We start from the raw sequence: 13,650 nt of genomic DNA on the forward strand, positions 1-13,650 counted from the left end.
AGGGCCGTGACCCTGGCAGCGCCAGGGGTGCGGTACACGACAGCCGCTCTCCCGAAGGGGGACTCGCCCAAGGCCCCATTCACTTAAAGCTGATGCAGGCGCTATTGGCTGGATCGGCTATTTGTAGGGGCTGGGGTAGCAGTTGAAGAGCGATGTACATGGGCACCGGTTGGATCGGTGATTTGAATGACATTACCGTGCTGCCAGCCATCCGCCTGTGAATCTGCATCAGGAATACGAATGTCAGCCCGCTCGGCTTTGGTTTTCGCAGCATCCACACCCAGGCGCCGGTTGCGCTGTTCGACCATCGCCGGGTCAGCCTGCCCATCTGCGGTAAAGCCCATCATCAACTGCGGCACACCCACAGGTAGCGCCTTGTCCTGATCGGTGTGCCAGGTATGCCATGTCTTCCCATAGGTATGCGCCAAGCGCTCCATCAGAGCATGCTCAGCAGGTGCAGGAATGCCAGGGGCGACCAATTGCCCAGAGGAGACCTCGTAACCATGGCTGTGCCACATCGCCTTCTCCTTGGGTGGTAATCCGGCAAAAAGCTTCTCGTCGATGATGTACTCGACGCCCATTATCTTCGCACCCTTGGTATTGCCGTCGAATATCACACACTGAATGACATCCTCATTGAGGATCGAGCAGTAGTGGTGCGCTTCCATTTGCACGTCCGGATGGCCGTTGTAAAAGTGAAAGCCATCCAGGTAGGCGTTGATGGCCTCAATGGGCGGCTTGGATTGCAGGGTTGCAGCGCCGGCCTCCAGCAACTGGGTTTTAGCAGACTCGGGCCTGCCTGGTGTTTCCACAGGAGACTTCGTTTCGGGAGCGGAACAGGCCCACAGCAGAGTGCAGGCGAGGGGAAGGGTTATCGTTTGGAATAGCTGTCGCATGAGAAAGGCTCTGGCTGGTGTCCTTAGAGGACAGTCTTGGCAGATGAAGCTGACAGCCCAACGGACGAATGGCCCGAGTCGATGAAGAATTGCGAGCAAAAGAAAGCCCGCTGCTAGGCGGGCAAGGGAGCTCTAACACACGTAGGGATAGCTAACGTTCCCACACGTTATGTGAAAAGGACGTGAATAGTATCGGGAACGGGCTATCGCAAACCGCTTGCGTGAACCCAAGCTGTGTAAGCCGAAACCAGGCTTTGTGGGATGCTGGGCAAGCCCTGCTCAATTTCGGCCAACCTTGACTCCCATCGCAGGCGCATTTCGTCCGCACTGCCTATGCAGCCAGGCATTTTCCGAATACTGTATGCCTATACAGCAATAGAGAATACCGCCATGACAGGCACCAATCTGCCGGTAATGTCGATCCAAGAGTGGCGGCAGCTGCTCAACGACACCGAGGCCCTGCTCCTTGCACCTAAGAAACATCACGGAGAGCTTCTGCATCAAGCATATGCATTACGTGATACGCATGCCGTGGACTCAGGAACCCTGGCCGATATGTTGGAGCTCGCGGACGAAGCACTGATGTACGCCCACTCCGTCCAAGCTGATCAGCATTGGTAGGCTAAAAACCCGCCCGGGTGGGATGGCGTCGTGTGGGAGAGCAAGGGCGAAAATGTGGTCTAGCGGTTGCGTAAGGTATCCAGTGCAGGTGACCAGACGTTATGTCCGCAGCGTTCACAGACGACTGAATCCTGAGGCTCATGGAAGACTGGGAAGCCGCAGCTGACGCAGCAATGTAGGCCAGCGTTCGGCGGCGCTAGGTACTCTGGACGATGTTCGACTGGCAGCACTGATAACCCTGGCCGGGTGTCATCTGGCCCATAGAAATACAAACTAAGATCGCCATCAGTTTCCAATAGGCCCAGTCGAACCTGGCCGAGATGCTCCACGCCTTGTTGGCGCAGCTCCATGAAGAGCTCGTTCGACGAAATGTTCAAATTTCGCAGGGAATGGATCTCGTACATGCCGTCCTTTACGACCGTGATGGGTAATCCATCGATCCAGGCCTCGCATGTTCTGCTGCGTCTCATCATATAGACGGTTCCGCGATAGAGCAGCAAAAGCGTGAGGAAAACCAATGCAACCGGAAGGAGGGGTACATCTTCGTAGAAAGTCACATCGCCTGCGGCTGAGCCCAAGGTGAGGATCACCACGAGCTCGAATCGGGAGAGCTGCCTGATTCCGCGTCGACCACTGAACTTCAAGAAGAAGAACACGGCTAGGAATGCTGCAGAAACCCGCAAGGCAACCTCTAGGAGGAAGGTCATTGGAAATTCGCCTATCAGCATCCGTTGCAGATCGAATGTGACCATTCTCTGTTCCTTTTTTTAGTTATTGATCGAGCATCGGGTAGGCCGCTTCCCTAGCGCTTACTCGTTCGTTGTAGAGAGCCTTGAGATCAAAAGAAGATCAATTCCGGTCGCGTTCGACCACGAAGCCTTCGCGTCTGAGTAGCTCTAGATTGGTCGGTTTAAGGGATAGGTGCGTCAGATCATCAACTTCGAACCAACGACACTCGACGATCTCATGCGAAGGAGTGGGCGCCGCTGACTGGCTGACAGTCATTCGGTAGAGCCAGTGCTCTTCGTTGGTGAGGATATGGTGACCCAGAAACTGAGCGCCGGTCAGTTGCAGGCATGTCTCTTCTTGCAATTCGCGGCTCGCAGCCTCGAACTGGGTTTCCCCTGGATCAATCTTCCCGCCTGGTAACGACCACTCAGGTGCCTCTTTTCGTACAAGGAGAATTTTGCTCTCCTGCAGGCAGATGACAGTGGCGTGCATTTCTCGTGCTTGGTTCATCATGGCTCCTCCGCTATGCAGGGAAGGCCTTGCGAGCACGCCAAAGTTCATGCGAGGCGTTGAACGGTTTCACTGGTGACCTCGGCAGTGCCAATATCTGTACTGCCTTGGGCCTTCAGTATGCCTAGGACTAGCAAATGCCCAGGTCGATGGAACCTGGCCATGCGGCTGCGTCACATTGCATATCCCCGGAAGGGGCTAAGAGCCATACCATAGAACGCGACATTGAATGATTAACTACGCAGAGGTAACCAAATGAAGCGAACACTGCTGGGAATGGCGGAAGCAGGTGAGCCTCTTCTGAAGCAAGCGCTGGAGGCTATCCGAGCCCACAACGAGGCAATAGCACAGGGACGACCAGAAGCTGATCTCGAGCGCCTTCGCGTCCAGGCGGATCACCTGTACCAGACCGTGATTGACTACCAACTGCACAAAGTCGGTGCTCTCGGCGAGCCAGTGCACTAATCCGACATGTGCCGTCATCAGACCACTAAACATAGCAATTCTGATAGCAATTCTGATAGCAAGGCTGCGCTAAACAAATCTGCCCTCCGGCATAGCGTCCGAAAACGGTACAGCAGAAGCTAACCTAGAGGCTATGGTTCAGCTAATCCCATTGACCCAGAGGACTATCATGATGGCGAAGGAACCCAACAACGTTCTGCCTCCTGATCATCCGATGTACACCGATGCCGTGGAGGCTATGAAACGTTATCACCAGGCGCAAGCCAACGGTGTCAGCGGGGCGGAGCTTGAGCGCCTGCGGCTGTTGGCTGAGCATAGGTTTCAGGCCGTTACTGACTATCAGCTGCGCGCACTTGGCGGCCCATCCGAGACTAGTCACTAGTAAAAGCCACCTAACGCCGTAACACTTGGTCAAGGGGTGCCGCTTGGAAGGCCAAGTCGTTCTAGCGGCATGGGGTAATTTGAGAGGAGAAAAAGTGAGAAATCGTGGGCGTAGCGCGGCGGCGTGACGGATGGAAGCCCGAAGGGCCGAGACGTCGCTAGGCGCTGGCTCGGTTCACGACAGCCGGGCCAGGGAGGGCACCCCCTCATTGCTCTACAGGGCTTTCAACATACGCTCCAGTGTCTGATGCTCCCAAGTCGATAACAGAGCAACCGGATCTGTCCGGTCACCAGGATCGAAATCCCAGCGCTGCCCATCCGGGCTAACGCACCGCTCGCAATAGTCCAGCTCATCACAGTCGTTGTAGATCGTGATCCGCCATCCCTCTATATCCACTTCGAAGTGGCAGGCGTTAACCTGCTCCCAGGACTGGCTGCCAATCTTGGTCATTGTCCGGCGCCCGAACACCGCCTCTCGCAACACCTGGCTGACGTCCCGCGCCGTCAAAGCGCCTGACGGTACGTCGTGCTGGTTATGTTCAGTCATACGCTGCCTGTGACTCTCAGTGATCAGCCATCGATAATACCCTGTGTCAAAGAGGCTCCGGAAAACACGCAGGGTAGGGGAGTTTGGTGGATGTAGCGACAGGAAGAGGCAGGAGTACAAATGTGCTCCATGGCGCTAGTGAAAGCTGGCTTGCTCCGTCTCGTGCATGCAGCCGGCAGGTTGCGCTGCCTCCCACGAACGACAGTTCAGGCAATGTGGCGATCCGTCTTCTTCCGGTATGAAGCCTTTAAGTCATATCCGGTGTCCTTCATGTATCGCCCACGAGATCTGCGCTATGCATCCAACGACACCAGACGGACGCTATTTTGTTGTCAAAGGTCAGCTCTGGCGCTGCACGAACCCTTCGCTGACTGAGCAAGAGCGGCAACGCCTTGTGCATGACCTGATGGATGCTCGACGAGATGTCAAAGAGGCCAAGCGCGCTGACGATTTGAGGATGCTCAGTTCTGCGCGTGCGCGAGTGAATGCTGCCAAGGTAGAACTGGGCGAGCGGGGGCCCGTTTGGTGGGACGACGGCAGCCCGGACTACAATCGCTGTCGGATAGACCATTCGCCATACGCTGATTGGTACAACGCTTTGGATGCCACAAAGGGTGAGTAATGTACGTCGAAAAGACCTTCACACCTCAACAGCTATTTGAAATGGTGTGGGAGCGACCTGTTCTCATCATCGCAAAGGAAATAGGTGTCTCGGATGTGGGCTTGTCGAAGGCCTGCCGCAAAGCGGGCATTACGCTGCCTACCCGGGGTCACTGGGCCAAGCCGGTCTCGGAGCGCCCGCGTCGTCCGAAGCCTCCAGCCTCTACCACGCCTGTCACGTTTCACGTTCTCAATGTCGAGAAGGCTGCCAAGCTGAGACCAGAAAATTTGGTCAAAGACCCAAAGATGTTGATCGTGCCAACGGAGTTATCTGATCCCCATCCGTTGGTAAAAAAATGGCTTAGTGCAGCGAGCAAGGCCAAAGAGCTCAACAGTGCACTGGTATTTGACAAAACCAAGGTATTGAGCTCGCACATATCCCGGAATGAGGTGGATCGCTGCGCGCTTCTCTACGACAGCTTGATCAAAGCCAGTGAGTCGTTGGGGTACAGCTGGGGTGTAGGTAGTAAAGGTAGTTTCGTACGAGTTGACGGGGAAGAGCTACTGATCACGATCCAAGAGCGCATAAAGCGCTTCGATATTCCACCGCCTGCTCCTAAACCTATCAAGCCTGGCCAGCGATGGGAGCCTGATTTTGCCGCGATGAGGGCCGCTCGCTTTGGATGGGAACCCACTGGTGTGTTTTCCCTTATGGTCGATGCGCGATCCGAGGTACTCATTCAAAAAACTTGGACTGACAGCAAGACAGGAAAGCTTGAGTCGAAGCTTGGTCAGATCGTGACAGGTTTCGTTCGTATTGCCGCTTCCGTGAAAGCCCAACGATTATGCGATGAAGCTAGTCGCCGCCGAAGGGCAGAAGAGGAGCGGGTGCGTAAAGAGGGCATTGACCAGCAGCGTCGGTTGGACAAGCTGCGTCAGAATCTGATGAAAAATCTGGAAAGCTGGGAGCGCGCTCAGCGGCTGCGAGCGTTCATCCAGGCGACAGTCGAAGCTTCGCATAAGGATGAAGCAACTCAAATTTCATTGGCGATGTGGGTTAGCTGGGCTGCCCAACAAGTTGAGCTGCTTGATCCATTAAAAGTTGATATCCCGAAAGTTATTGACCTATCTGTGGACTTACCGAGCTCAGAATACGGTTACTGGAGCAGTAGCAAGCAAGTCGAGGACTGGTGGCCCTGATTTTCATTAGGGTGTGAACTAAAACTGCGTTAGGATTCTCTACAGGTCATTCACCCCATTTAGGAGTATTCGCATGTCGCGCTTGGCAGAGTTCCGTCAGCTTGAGCAAAAGTTGGCAGCCCAGTTGGCTGAACTGGAAGCCCTGAAAGGCTCCAGCGAGCTGCAAAAAGAAATTGAGTTTGAGACCAAACTGCGCGACCTGTTGGCCAAGTATGGCTACAGCCTCCGGGACATCATTAACATCTTGGATCCCCAAGCGGGCCGCCGCGCAGCCGCTCCTGCTGCTACAGAAAAAGCACCGCGCCGTGAACGGCAGGTAAAGCAGTATAAGAACCCGCATGATGGCCAAATCATCGAAACCAAGGGCGGCAACCACAAGCTGCTGAAGGAGTGGAAAGCGCAGTACGGTTCTGATGTTGTCGAGTCGTGGGTTTCCTAAGATTCGATCGAAGTTTGAATGAAAAAACGGCCTGATAGGCCGTTTTTTGCGTGTGACCCCCACTGCAGCAGCCCTAGTTTTGTGCGATCCCGAAAGGATTTAGCGGGGTGCATACCCACCACGTGCTAGGACATCCTGCCTCTTTCCAACGGCGGTTCGGATTACATAGGCTTCATCATTTACTGCGCACCCGCGCACCTCACTTCAATCTAGCCGTTTAAAGCATTGAGCAAGTGCCAAGGTTTCCCCATGGTTCAACTCGGCATCCGCCTGGCGGCCATCTATTTCAAAAGTCACGGTGACGGCTGAGTCGGCCTAGTCATGGGGTGGCTCCATTCTGGGCTATCGGTAGTATGGTGGCCGCTTCCGAAGCGCGTAGACCAAAAGTCTTAGTAGGGGGGTAGACTCGCTTTGCCACATGGGGGTGGTGATGGTGTTCGACCGACTGCAGACATCAATTTATCGGCTCATCGCAGGGTGTTTGAGCACCCAGTCTGATTTCCGCTATTGGCCGCTTCGGCGTCCGATGATGGTGCATCTACCTGGCTGGGGCGCTGAGCCGACGCTTTTCGGTATGCCGCACCTGAACGTGTGCCTAAACTAGTCTTCGAAGGCCTGGCATCAACGGGGGTGGGATGTGCAAGGTTTTGATCTGTTGTGGCAAAAGGCGGAGCAGGTGTTTGGCGACAAAGCCAAGGCAGCTGTGTGGTTGTCGACGCCAAAGCACTCATTCAACGGCATGACAGCAATTGATTTTGTGAAAGACCAGAAAAGCTTGGAGCGGGTGATGGAGGTGCTGACCCAAATCGAGCATGGATATGCTTGAAAACGCGTCCGAAAAACTAAGCTATAGCTTAGATATTCGTCTTCCCTCGCTCATGATCTGAAAAACCTAAAGTATTGTTTGGTTTTTCTGACAATGTTGAAAGTAACACCTCGCGGCGATTGCCTTTCCATCGGATTCACACCGCGATGGTGATGCTTGCGGCTGTAGGTAGAGTCAAGGTATGGCCGGATAGGCTTAACGGAAAATGGTGTAGAGGTCGGTAATGTAGGAATGCGTCTAACTGAGCCTCGGGGGGCAAATGCCTCTGCCATTTATGAACAAAATCCGGCAATGCAAGAGTGTCGCGAATCTGTTTTCGGATATGCATCGGGGTGATAGCAGTTTGAGCAAGGGTCAGATGCCTAGCGCCGAACTCATTTTTTCTCAGTCAACGCCAAAGCGTAGCTAGAAATCCAACCACTAGTCCGGTAGCAGCACTTGCCGCAATCCACCAGCTACTGATCAGACCTGAGTGCCAAACTTTGGCTGCCAGCATGCCGAAGCTGGCAATCCCTGCGACCCACTTAAAACGTGTTGCGACTTCAGATACACGACCGATAACCATAAAACTAGCGATGAGGCTTGATTGTAAGCTATTTGGTATCTTTCGAAATATTCTTCCGAATTTTGTTACTTTATAGCAGCTGTAGTAAGAATTACGTCCGTAAAGATTTACCGGGTATTGGGCGTTTTTTATTATTTTGAGCTTGAAGGCAAGTTCGATTGATTTGTTACGGTGAAACCTCCAATTTGCTGCAATTTTTTGTTCGTGGTGCGATGCTTTCATTTCCAGCGGCGAGTCGCAGTCAAACAAAACTTCGCAACCCATTATGCGATTTGCTTCGCTATTAAGTCGCGAGTGATGATGTTGCGTTAACCCTACTCCACGGTCTATCAGATCTATGATGCAAGCTATCAAGTGTCGTCTCATCCAGATTGTAAAACTACGATTTACTTTTGGCATTGGTCAGGGGGTCTTTGTTTGAAATTTTTATGTTGTGATACGCAGAAATGAAAGTTCTTACTCGCACAAAAAACCTATTCTTTCGTTCCCTCGAAACAGGTTTGGAGCCCTGGCAGCTGTCTCGCCCTGCAACCTAGCCCAGTCCCATTATCGCTGTCCAGTGGAACACAGCGTGTTCCTGTCGGTCGTCTCCATACGCACAACCACGTCGTGAGTGCGGGCTTAGCGCTGTACGAAATGTATTCGAGCGAAGGCCAAGCTAGGCAAAACAGTCGGGCAAGCTTCCACGCCCGTTTTCAACGCAGCATGGGAGAGTTCGGATGCATTTCGTACAGAGTCTAGAGCGGTCTGGCGTAGCCTGATGGCACTCGCCCTCTGGTAAACTCCCGGTTTTTCGGTGTGGTTGGCGGATGACAATGGAGTGGCAACCTTCTTTCCTATCGCGTTTGTTCAGAAGGGCGGCTTCTTGGCGTCTTGCGATCGAGAATGATGAGCTGAGCGTCACGCTGGACGACCAAACGTATTCGATACCTCTCGAAGCGTTCTCCTCACTGCGCTTTCATCACCGGTTATTCTGGACGAACGTCACGGTCTGGATCGGCCACGAGGTTCAGCTCGTTGGCTTGGCTCACGCAGCGCGCAGTACCTTAGATCACCAGCTTCGAGCAGTAACGAGCAAGCAGCATTTCCGGGCTTATTACGCCAAGATCACGGGCTGGCTGAAAGAGGTCGACCAGGTCGCGGCTACAGCAGATGCAGAGCATCGCTGGCTCACTCACGACATGCAGCAGGAGCTTCTCTCCAAAAAGGATGCCCTGGGGATCGACGCTGCAAAGCTCAAGGCGTTGTTTGATTCTCCAGTCATCCAGGCAGCGATGGGAGATAACAAGCCGCGCGTGCAGGGACGGTTGCGTCAATGGTCTCAGGACTGGACTGAGCATTGGAAAGCCCGTAACCATGTACACATGATCCGGGAGCTTGATGCTTGCTCAGATCTTCTGAATAACGTCGAGTCCCGTGAGCTCAATGATGAGCAAGCAAAAGCCGTGGTTTGCTTCGACAATCGGGTTCAGCTTATTGCCTCCGCCGGCTCCGGCAAGACTTCTACGATGGTTGCCAAAGCGATTTACGCAGTTCATCGCGGTTTCGTGGCCCCATCCGAGATCATCATGCTGGCCTTTAACAAAGATGCTGCACAGGAGCTGCAGGAAAGGGGGGCTCAGTCGCTCGCGAGGCTTGGCATGGCCGGCGTTACGATCAACGCACTGACTTTCCACTCCCTGGGCCTGAAAATCATTGGCGGCGCTACGGGCAAAAAGCCAAGCGTTCCCAAGTGGGCTACCAAGGCGGATCTCGGGCTGGAGAAACTTGGGGTGATCGTCGACACGCTCAAGGACAGTTCAGATGAGTTCCGCACCAAGTGGGATCTTTTCCGCCTTGTATTCGGGCGGGATCACTCCACTGCGCCGTTGAGAGATGTGGCGGAAGCTTTCGACAGGGAAGGGGAGGCTCGGCTAATCACACTCAATGGCGAGCATGTCGCGAGTCAGGAAGAGCGCTTGATTGCCAATTGGCTTTTCTACAACGGTGTCGAGTACGCCTATGAGCGGCCCTACGAACACGACACTGCAACCGCCGATCACCGCCAATATGTGCCCGACTTTTATTACCCACAGCTGAAGCTCTATCACGAGCACTTTGCCTTTGATGCAGAGGGCCAAGCACCCGCGCATTTCGTGAATTATGCGGAAGGGGCCGATTGGAAGCGGAAGACTCATGCCAGCTATGGCACGCAGCTGATCGAGTCGACTTCGCACCAATTGCGGACAGGTGAAATCTTCGCTCATCTTTCCCAAGAGCTGACGTCGCGGGGCATGGAGCTTGATCCAAACCCCGACCGTCCGATCCCGGACTCCGGCCTAGTACCACTGGAACATATTGACTTGGTGAAGGTGCTCCGATCGTTCATCTCTCACTACAAAAGTAATAGCCTGTCGGCGGCGATGCTGTACGAACGGTACGACGCTCTTCCGATCAGCGTCTTCAAGTTCCGGTACAAAATGTTCCTGGAGCTCGCGATTCCAGTGATCGAAGGCTGGGATGCCGCCCTGAAAGAAGACCGTGGGATCGATTTTGAGGACATGATCAACCTGGCCGCAGATTGCCTTGAGCGGGGCTACCAGTCGCCTTATCGCTTGGTCATGGCTGACGAGTACCAAGATGCCTCGCGCGCACGTGCAAGGCTATGTCGGGCGTTGGTTCAAGAGCCCCACAGTCACCTGTTCGCTGTAGGCGATGATTGGCAGTCGATCAATAGATTCGCCGGCGCCGATGTGAGTATCATGACAGGCTTCGTGAAATGGTATGGCCACGGTGAGGTATTCCGACTTGAGAAAACTTACCGGTGCCCACAGGCCATCTGTGATGCCTCCAGCCAGTTTGTAGCTAAAAACCCGGCTCAATTGGAGAAGACCGTGATCTCTGTGACTGAGCCCATCGGCCCCGCATTCCAGGCGTTTCAACTGTCCAGTAGGGATCACGTTCGGGATGGCTTGAGACAGTATTTGGATGACCTTTACCAGCAGTTGTCGACCGGAGTCACCCCAGGAGCCAATGGTAGGTTGATATCAGTCTTCATCCTTGGGCGCTACAAATCCGATGCCCAGTTCATTCCCCAGGGATGGGAGCAGCGCTACGGCGATAAGCTTGAAATCCGATTCAAAACCATCCATACCTCAAAAGGCGACCAGGCCGACTACGTGCTGTTGCCAGGGATGATGGTTGGAGGGTTCCCTAGCCTGAAAGGGGATGATCCTGTCTTCGGTCTGGTGATGCCAGAAGGTGACACCTATCTGCATGGGGAAGAGCGCCGGCTTTTCTACGTTGCGTTGACTCGGGCGCGCAGGTCGGTCGCCATGTTCACCGTGACAGCCAGAAATTCGCCGTTCTTGGCCGAGCTGGCAAAGGACGGTGTGGTCATGGTTACGGATATGAAGGGAGAACCGATCCAGGAGGAGCGATGCCCTGTCTGCCAGCATGGTGTCGTGCTTCACCGCACGGGTAAATTCGGTGATTTCAAATCCTGCTCAGGTTTTCCCCGCTGCAAATACAAACCCAGTAAGCCGAAACGCCAGGGAGCCCGGCAGCCAAAACTGACCCATCGTCCGTATTGATTCCGTTGTCGGCCTTGATCTAGGGTGCGATCGCATCGCGCAGGCTATGATCGAAAACCCTAGCCCAGCGATTAGTTGCACCACCGTGCGGCACACTGCTGCTTGGCGTCGTCTGGGGCTAACTTAACCCTGAGGGAGTGACTCATGCGTATTACAGGACGTAGTGAGTCCGAGGTGTTCGCTGACCTTGGCGTGCTTACGGCTAAACCGGGTTATGTTCATGCGATCGCGTACATATGCCATCGCGATAACATGGTCGCGTTTCGAGAAGAGTACACAACTTCTGATCTGAGTGAGCTCTACGATCCCAATCGACTTCTCAGAACGGAAATCAACACCCTGCTAGGGCTGATGGTGCGCCAGCCTTTGGATCTGACGCTTCCGGAGCCTGTTCAAATCCAAGCTTATGTAGAGCAAACCGATGAGCTCATGGCTGAACTCCATGGCTCAATGAACAGCGTCATCTTTGAAGCGCTGAAACGCAAATCGAGCGCCATAGATCGCATGTCTATTTGGGAAGGGGCGGCGCTGAGGGAGCCAATCTTTTACGGCCCGGAGTCCGCTTACAGTTTCCAATACCGAGACTTTTTCGTCGACAAGCACGAGGACGATGACGCTTGGCTTCAGCAGAATAAGGGCTTCACGAGTCGTCAGGCACGAACAGTTGCCCGTGCGATGTGTTCGCTCATGGACTTACGTGCAACCCAGCTGCATCAAAATGGCAAGAAAGGTCTGTATGCCGTCGGTTCACCGCTGACTCACTTCGAGTTCACCACGGAGGAAGTCGCTCGGAAAACTGGGCTGGACATTGGCGTCGTACAGGCAGTGTTTGAGGCATTGACGTTCACCGGTCAGAACGCGGAGTTCCGGGAGCTGGGAGATTACAACCGCGTGGTCGGGTCGCCGCTGTTGCCGACTAATCGCGGGTCGGTGCTTCTCTTCATGCACTACGCAATCTACGAAGCACTCTACGAGTCACCGTTCTTTTGGATGAAGGACGACCCTGTCTATCGCCGACAGGCCTCTGACAACCGTGGCGCTTTCGTTGAGCGTTTTGCTCACAAACGATTAGCTGCGGTATTTGGAAGAGCCAACGTTTTCACAAACGTCAACATTCTTGACGGGAAGAACAGGGCTGGAGAGGCTGACGTGCTGGTGATTTTCGGTGACCGCATGATCATCGTTCAAGCTAAAGCGAAGAAGCTAACACTGGCCGCACGGAAGGGGAATGATGGTCAGCTCAAGGCTGACTTCGCTGCAGCTATTCAGAAGGCCTCTGATCAAGCGTGGGACTGCGCTGAGGCGATTCTCTCGGGTAGGTGCCGGATGATCGACAACGCAGGCCGCGAGATTGCCACTCCCGATTCGATCAAAGAGATCTTCCCTTTTTGCGTGGTATCTGACCACTATCCTGCGCTAGCGCTTCAGGCGAGCCATTACCTTGAGTTCGAAACCACGGAGATCGTTCGAGCCCCCTTGGTGATGGACGTTTTTCTACTGGACGTCCTGGCGGAAATGTTGGACTCCCCGCTTCGCCTTCTCAGCTACATACGCTTGCGGGCGATCGCACGCGACAGGCTCAGAGTTAGTCATGAGCTGACAGCGCTGGGCTATCACCTGAATCAAAATCTCTGGCTTGATCCAACCTACAGCATGGCATCGGTGGACGACTCGTTCGCGGGTGACGTGGATGTTGCGATGACGGTGCGTAGGGAGGGGTTCCCAGGGAAAAGGACACCGCCAGGTATTCTGACGCACATGCTAGATACTCAGTATGAGCAGTTGATTACCCAGATTGAGCGAGCACCAGATCCTGCAATGCTTGAACTCGGTTTTGTGCTGCTGTCGCTGGATAGCAGGGCGTGTCAGCACATCCACCAGGGCATAGCCGGTATCACGCTCATGGCCATCAGAGATGGACGCCCTCACGATTTCACCTTTGCCATTGATGGAGGGGAGGCGGGGATTACGTTCCATTGCTACCCAGCTCCAGATCCTTACGCGATTGAACACCTGAAGCTGCATTGTGAAAAACGCAAGTACGTGGAGCGAGCTGCCGCATGGTTCGGTGTTTCCGTCAATACGCAGGGAAAAATTCAGTTCGGCATGATGTACAACCTACCCTGGGTTCAATCCGACGTCATGGACGAGCTGACTAAGGGAATGCAAAAGCCTGTAGCCATGAACGCGGCGATGAAAATCCTGGAGAGAGGTATGAGGCACGTGGAGCCGGGTCGCAATGAAGCATGCCCTTGCGGTAGTGGAAAAAAATATAAGAAGTGCTGTCGCTCGTGAGTTG

At 54.1% G+C, this 13,650-nt stretch carries 15 protein-coding genes; 9 read left to right on the forward strand and 6 right to left on the reverse strand.

What is annotated here, in order from left to right; genetic code table 11:
- Positions 1–101: 101 nt before the first annotated feature.
- Complete coding sequence (locus HU738_RS03445) at positions 102–896, reverse strand: OBAP family protein (protein ID WP_186600983.1); 795 nt, start codon at positions 894–896, stop codon at positions 102–104.
- 261 nt (positions 897–1,157) lie between these two features.
- On the opposite strand from HU738_RS03445, the gene HU738_RS25910 reads away from it, so the two are divergent.
- Complete coding sequence (locus HU738_RS25910) at positions 1,158–1,517, forward strand: hypothetical protein (protein ID WP_225923385.1); 360 nt, start codon at positions 1,158–1,160, stop codon at positions 1,515–1,517.
- A 59-nt stretch (positions 1,518–1,576) separates the two neighbouring features.
- On the opposite strand, the gene HU738_RS03455 is transcribed toward HU738_RS25910, so the two are convergent.
- Together HU738_RS03455 and HU738_RS03460 are read right to left on the reverse strand one after the other, a co-directional pair.
- Positions 1,577–2,269: a DUF421 domain-containing protein gene (locus HU738_RS03455; protein WP_186600984.1), complete on the reverse strand. Its 693-nt coding sequence runs from the start codon at positions 2,267–2,269 to the stop codon at positions 1,577–1,579.
- 97 nt (positions 2,270–2,366) lie between these two features.
- On the reverse strand, positions 2,367–2,756 hold the full coding sequence (locus HU738_RS03460; RefSeq protein WP_186601157.1) for an NUDIX domain-containing protein: 390 nt from the start codon (positions 2,754–2,756) through the stop codon (positions 2,367–2,369).
- 255 nt (positions 2,757–3,011) lie between these two features.
- Between HU738_RS03460 and HU738_RS03465 the strand changes: the two genes are divergently transcribed.
- Together HU738_RS03465 and HU738_RS03470 are read left to right on the forward strand one after the other, a co-directional pair.
- On the forward strand, positions 3,012–3,221 hold the full coding sequence (locus HU738_RS03465; protein ID WP_186600985.1) for a hypothetical protein: 210 nt from the start codon (positions 3,012–3,014) through the stop codon (positions 3,219–3,221).
- Positions 3,222–3,393: 172 nt separating this feature from the next.
- Entirely contained in the window at positions 3,394–3,603 is a 210-nt protein-coding gene (locus HU738_RS03470; RefSeq protein WP_186601158.1) for a hypothetical protein, read from the forward strand.
- 213 nt (positions 3,604–3,816) lie between these two features.
- On the opposite strand, the gene HU738_RS03475 is transcribed toward HU738_RS03470, so the two are convergent.
- Positions 3,817–4,149, reverse strand: a complete 333-nt coding sequence (locus tag HU738_RS03475) for a DUF7693 family protein (protein ID WP_186600986.1) — start codon at positions 4,147–4,149, stop codon at positions 3,817–3,819.
- Between the two features lie 295 nt (positions 4,150–4,444).
- On the opposite strand from HU738_RS03475, the gene HU738_RS25915 reads away from it, so the two are divergent.
- From HU738_RS25915 to HU738_RS03485, 3 genes are all read left to right on the forward strand, one after another.
- A complete protein-coding gene (locus tag HU738_RS25915) occupies positions 4,445–4,771 on the forward strand; it encodes a hypothetical protein (protein ID WP_225923386.1) in 327 nt (108 codons plus the stop codon).
- Positions 4,771–5,949, forward strand: coding sequence for a hypothetical protein (locus tag HU738_RS03480; protein ID WP_186600987.1), 1,179 nt, complete (start codon positions 4,771–4,773; stop codon positions 5,947–5,949). The genes HU738_RS25915 and HU738_RS03480 overlap by 1 nt, the downstream gene beginning before the upstream one ends.
- Positions 5,950–6,022: 73 nt before the next feature.
- Positions 6,023–6,388, forward strand: a complete 366-nt coding sequence (locus tag HU738_RS03485) for a histone-like nucleoid-structuring protein, MvaT/MvaU family (protein ID WP_186600988.1) — start codon at positions 6,023–6,025, stop codon at positions 6,386–6,388.
- Between the two features lie 99 nt (positions 6,389–6,487).
- Here the strand turns inward: HU738_RS03485 and HU738_RS26280 are convergent, their stop codons facing one another.
- On the reverse strand, positions 6,488–6,586 hold the full coding sequence (locus tag HU738_RS26280; protein ID WP_437182020.1) for a DUF7706 family protein: 99 nt from the start codon (positions 6,584–6,586) through the stop codon (positions 6,488–6,490).
- A gap of 439 nt (positions 6,587–7,025) precedes the next feature.
- Between HU738_RS26280 and HU738_RS03490 the strand changes: the two genes are divergently transcribed.
- Positions 7,026–7,214: an antitoxin Xre/MbcA/ParS toxin-binding domain-containing protein gene (locus HU738_RS03490; protein ID WP_186600989.1), complete on the forward strand. Its 189-nt coding sequence runs from the start codon at positions 7,026–7,028 to the stop codon at positions 7,212–7,214.
- Positions 7,215–7,602: 388 nt separating this feature from the next.
- Here HU738_RS03490 and HU738_RS03495 read toward each other — a convergent pair whose 3' ends face one another.
- Positions 7,603–8,043, reverse strand: coding sequence for a hypothetical protein (locus tag HU738_RS03495; protein WP_186600990.1), 441 nt, complete (start codon positions 8,041–8,043; stop codon positions 7,603–7,605).
- 551 nt (positions 8,044–8,594) lie between these two features.
- Here HU738_RS03495 and HU738_RS03500 point away from each other — a divergent pair.
- Together HU738_RS03500 and HU738_RS03505 are read left to right on the forward strand one after the other, a co-directional pair.
- The gene (locus HU738_RS03500) at positions 8,595–11,351 is read left to right on the forward strand and encodes a UvrD-helicase domain-containing protein (RefSeq protein ID WP_186600991.1); all 2,757 of its coding nucleotides are present in this window, start codon (positions 8,595–8,597) and stop codon (positions 11,349–11,351) included.
- Between the two features lie 144 nt (positions 11,352–11,495).
- The gene (locus HU738_RS03505) at positions 11,496–13,646 is read left to right on the forward strand and encodes a nuclease-related domain-containing protein (protein ID WP_186600992.1); all 2,151 of its coding nucleotides are present in this window, start codon (positions 11,496–11,498) and stop codon (positions 13,644–13,646) included.
- The last annotated feature ends 4 nt before the right edge of the window (positions 13,647–13,650 follow it).

The organism is Pseudomonas vlassakiae, from assembly GCF_014269035.2.
Classification (GTDB): Bacteria; Pseudomonadota; Gammaproteobacteria; order Pseudomonadales; family Pseudomonadaceae; genus Aquipseudomonas; species Aquipseudomonas vlassakiae.

Coding starts and splice junctions, on each gene's coding strand:
- HU738_RS03465 (WP_186600985.1), top strand. CDS start 3,012: ATGAAGCGAACACTGCTGGGAATGGCGGAAGCAGGTGAGCCTCTTCTG.
- HU738_RS25910 (WP_225923385.1), top strand. CDS start 1,158: ATGCTGGGCAAGCCCTGCTCAATTTCGGCCAACCTTGACTCCCATCGC.
- HU738_RS03505 (WP_186600992.1), top strand. CDS start 11,496: ATGCGTATTACAGGACGTAGTGAGTCCGAGGTGTTCGCTGACCTTGGC.
- HU738_RS03500 (WP_186600991.1), top strand. CDS start 8,595: ATGGAGTGGCAACCTTCTTTCCTATCGCGTTTGTTCAGAAGGGCGGCT.
- HU738_RS03495 (WP_186600990.1), bottom strand. CDS start 8,043: ATGGGTTGCGAAGTTTTGTTTGACTGCGACTCGCCGCTGGAAATGAAA.
- HU738_RS25915 (WP_225923386.1), top strand. CDS start 4,445: ATGCATCCAACGACACCAGACGGACGCTATTTTGTTGTCAAAGGTCAG.
- HU738_RS03470 (WP_186601158.1), top strand. CDS start 3,394: ATGGCGAAGGAACCCAACAACGTTCTGCCTCCTGATCATCCGATGTAC.
- HU738_RS03480 (WP_186600987.1), top strand. CDS start 4,771: ATGTACGTCGAAAAGACCTTCACACCTCAACAGCTATTTGAAATGGTG.
- HU738_RS03445 (WP_186600983.1), bottom strand. CDS start 896: ATGCGACAGCTATTCCAAACGATAACCCTTCCCCTCGCCTGCACTCTG.
- HU738_RS03460 (WP_186601157.1), bottom strand. CDS start 2,756: ATGAACCAAGCACGAGAAATGCACGCCACTGTCATCTGCCTGCAGGAG.
- HU738_RS03475 (WP_186600986.1), bottom strand. CDS start 4,149: ATGACTGAACATAACCAGCACGACGTACCGTCAGGCGCTTTGACGGCG.
- HU738_RS03485 (WP_186600988.1), top strand. CDS start 6,023: ATGTCGCGCTTGGCAGAGTTCCGTCAGCTTGAGCAAAAGTTGGCAGCC.
- HU738_RS03455 (WP_186600984.1), bottom strand. CDS start 2,269: ATGGTCACATTCGATCTGCAACGGATGCTGATAGGCGAATTTCCAATG.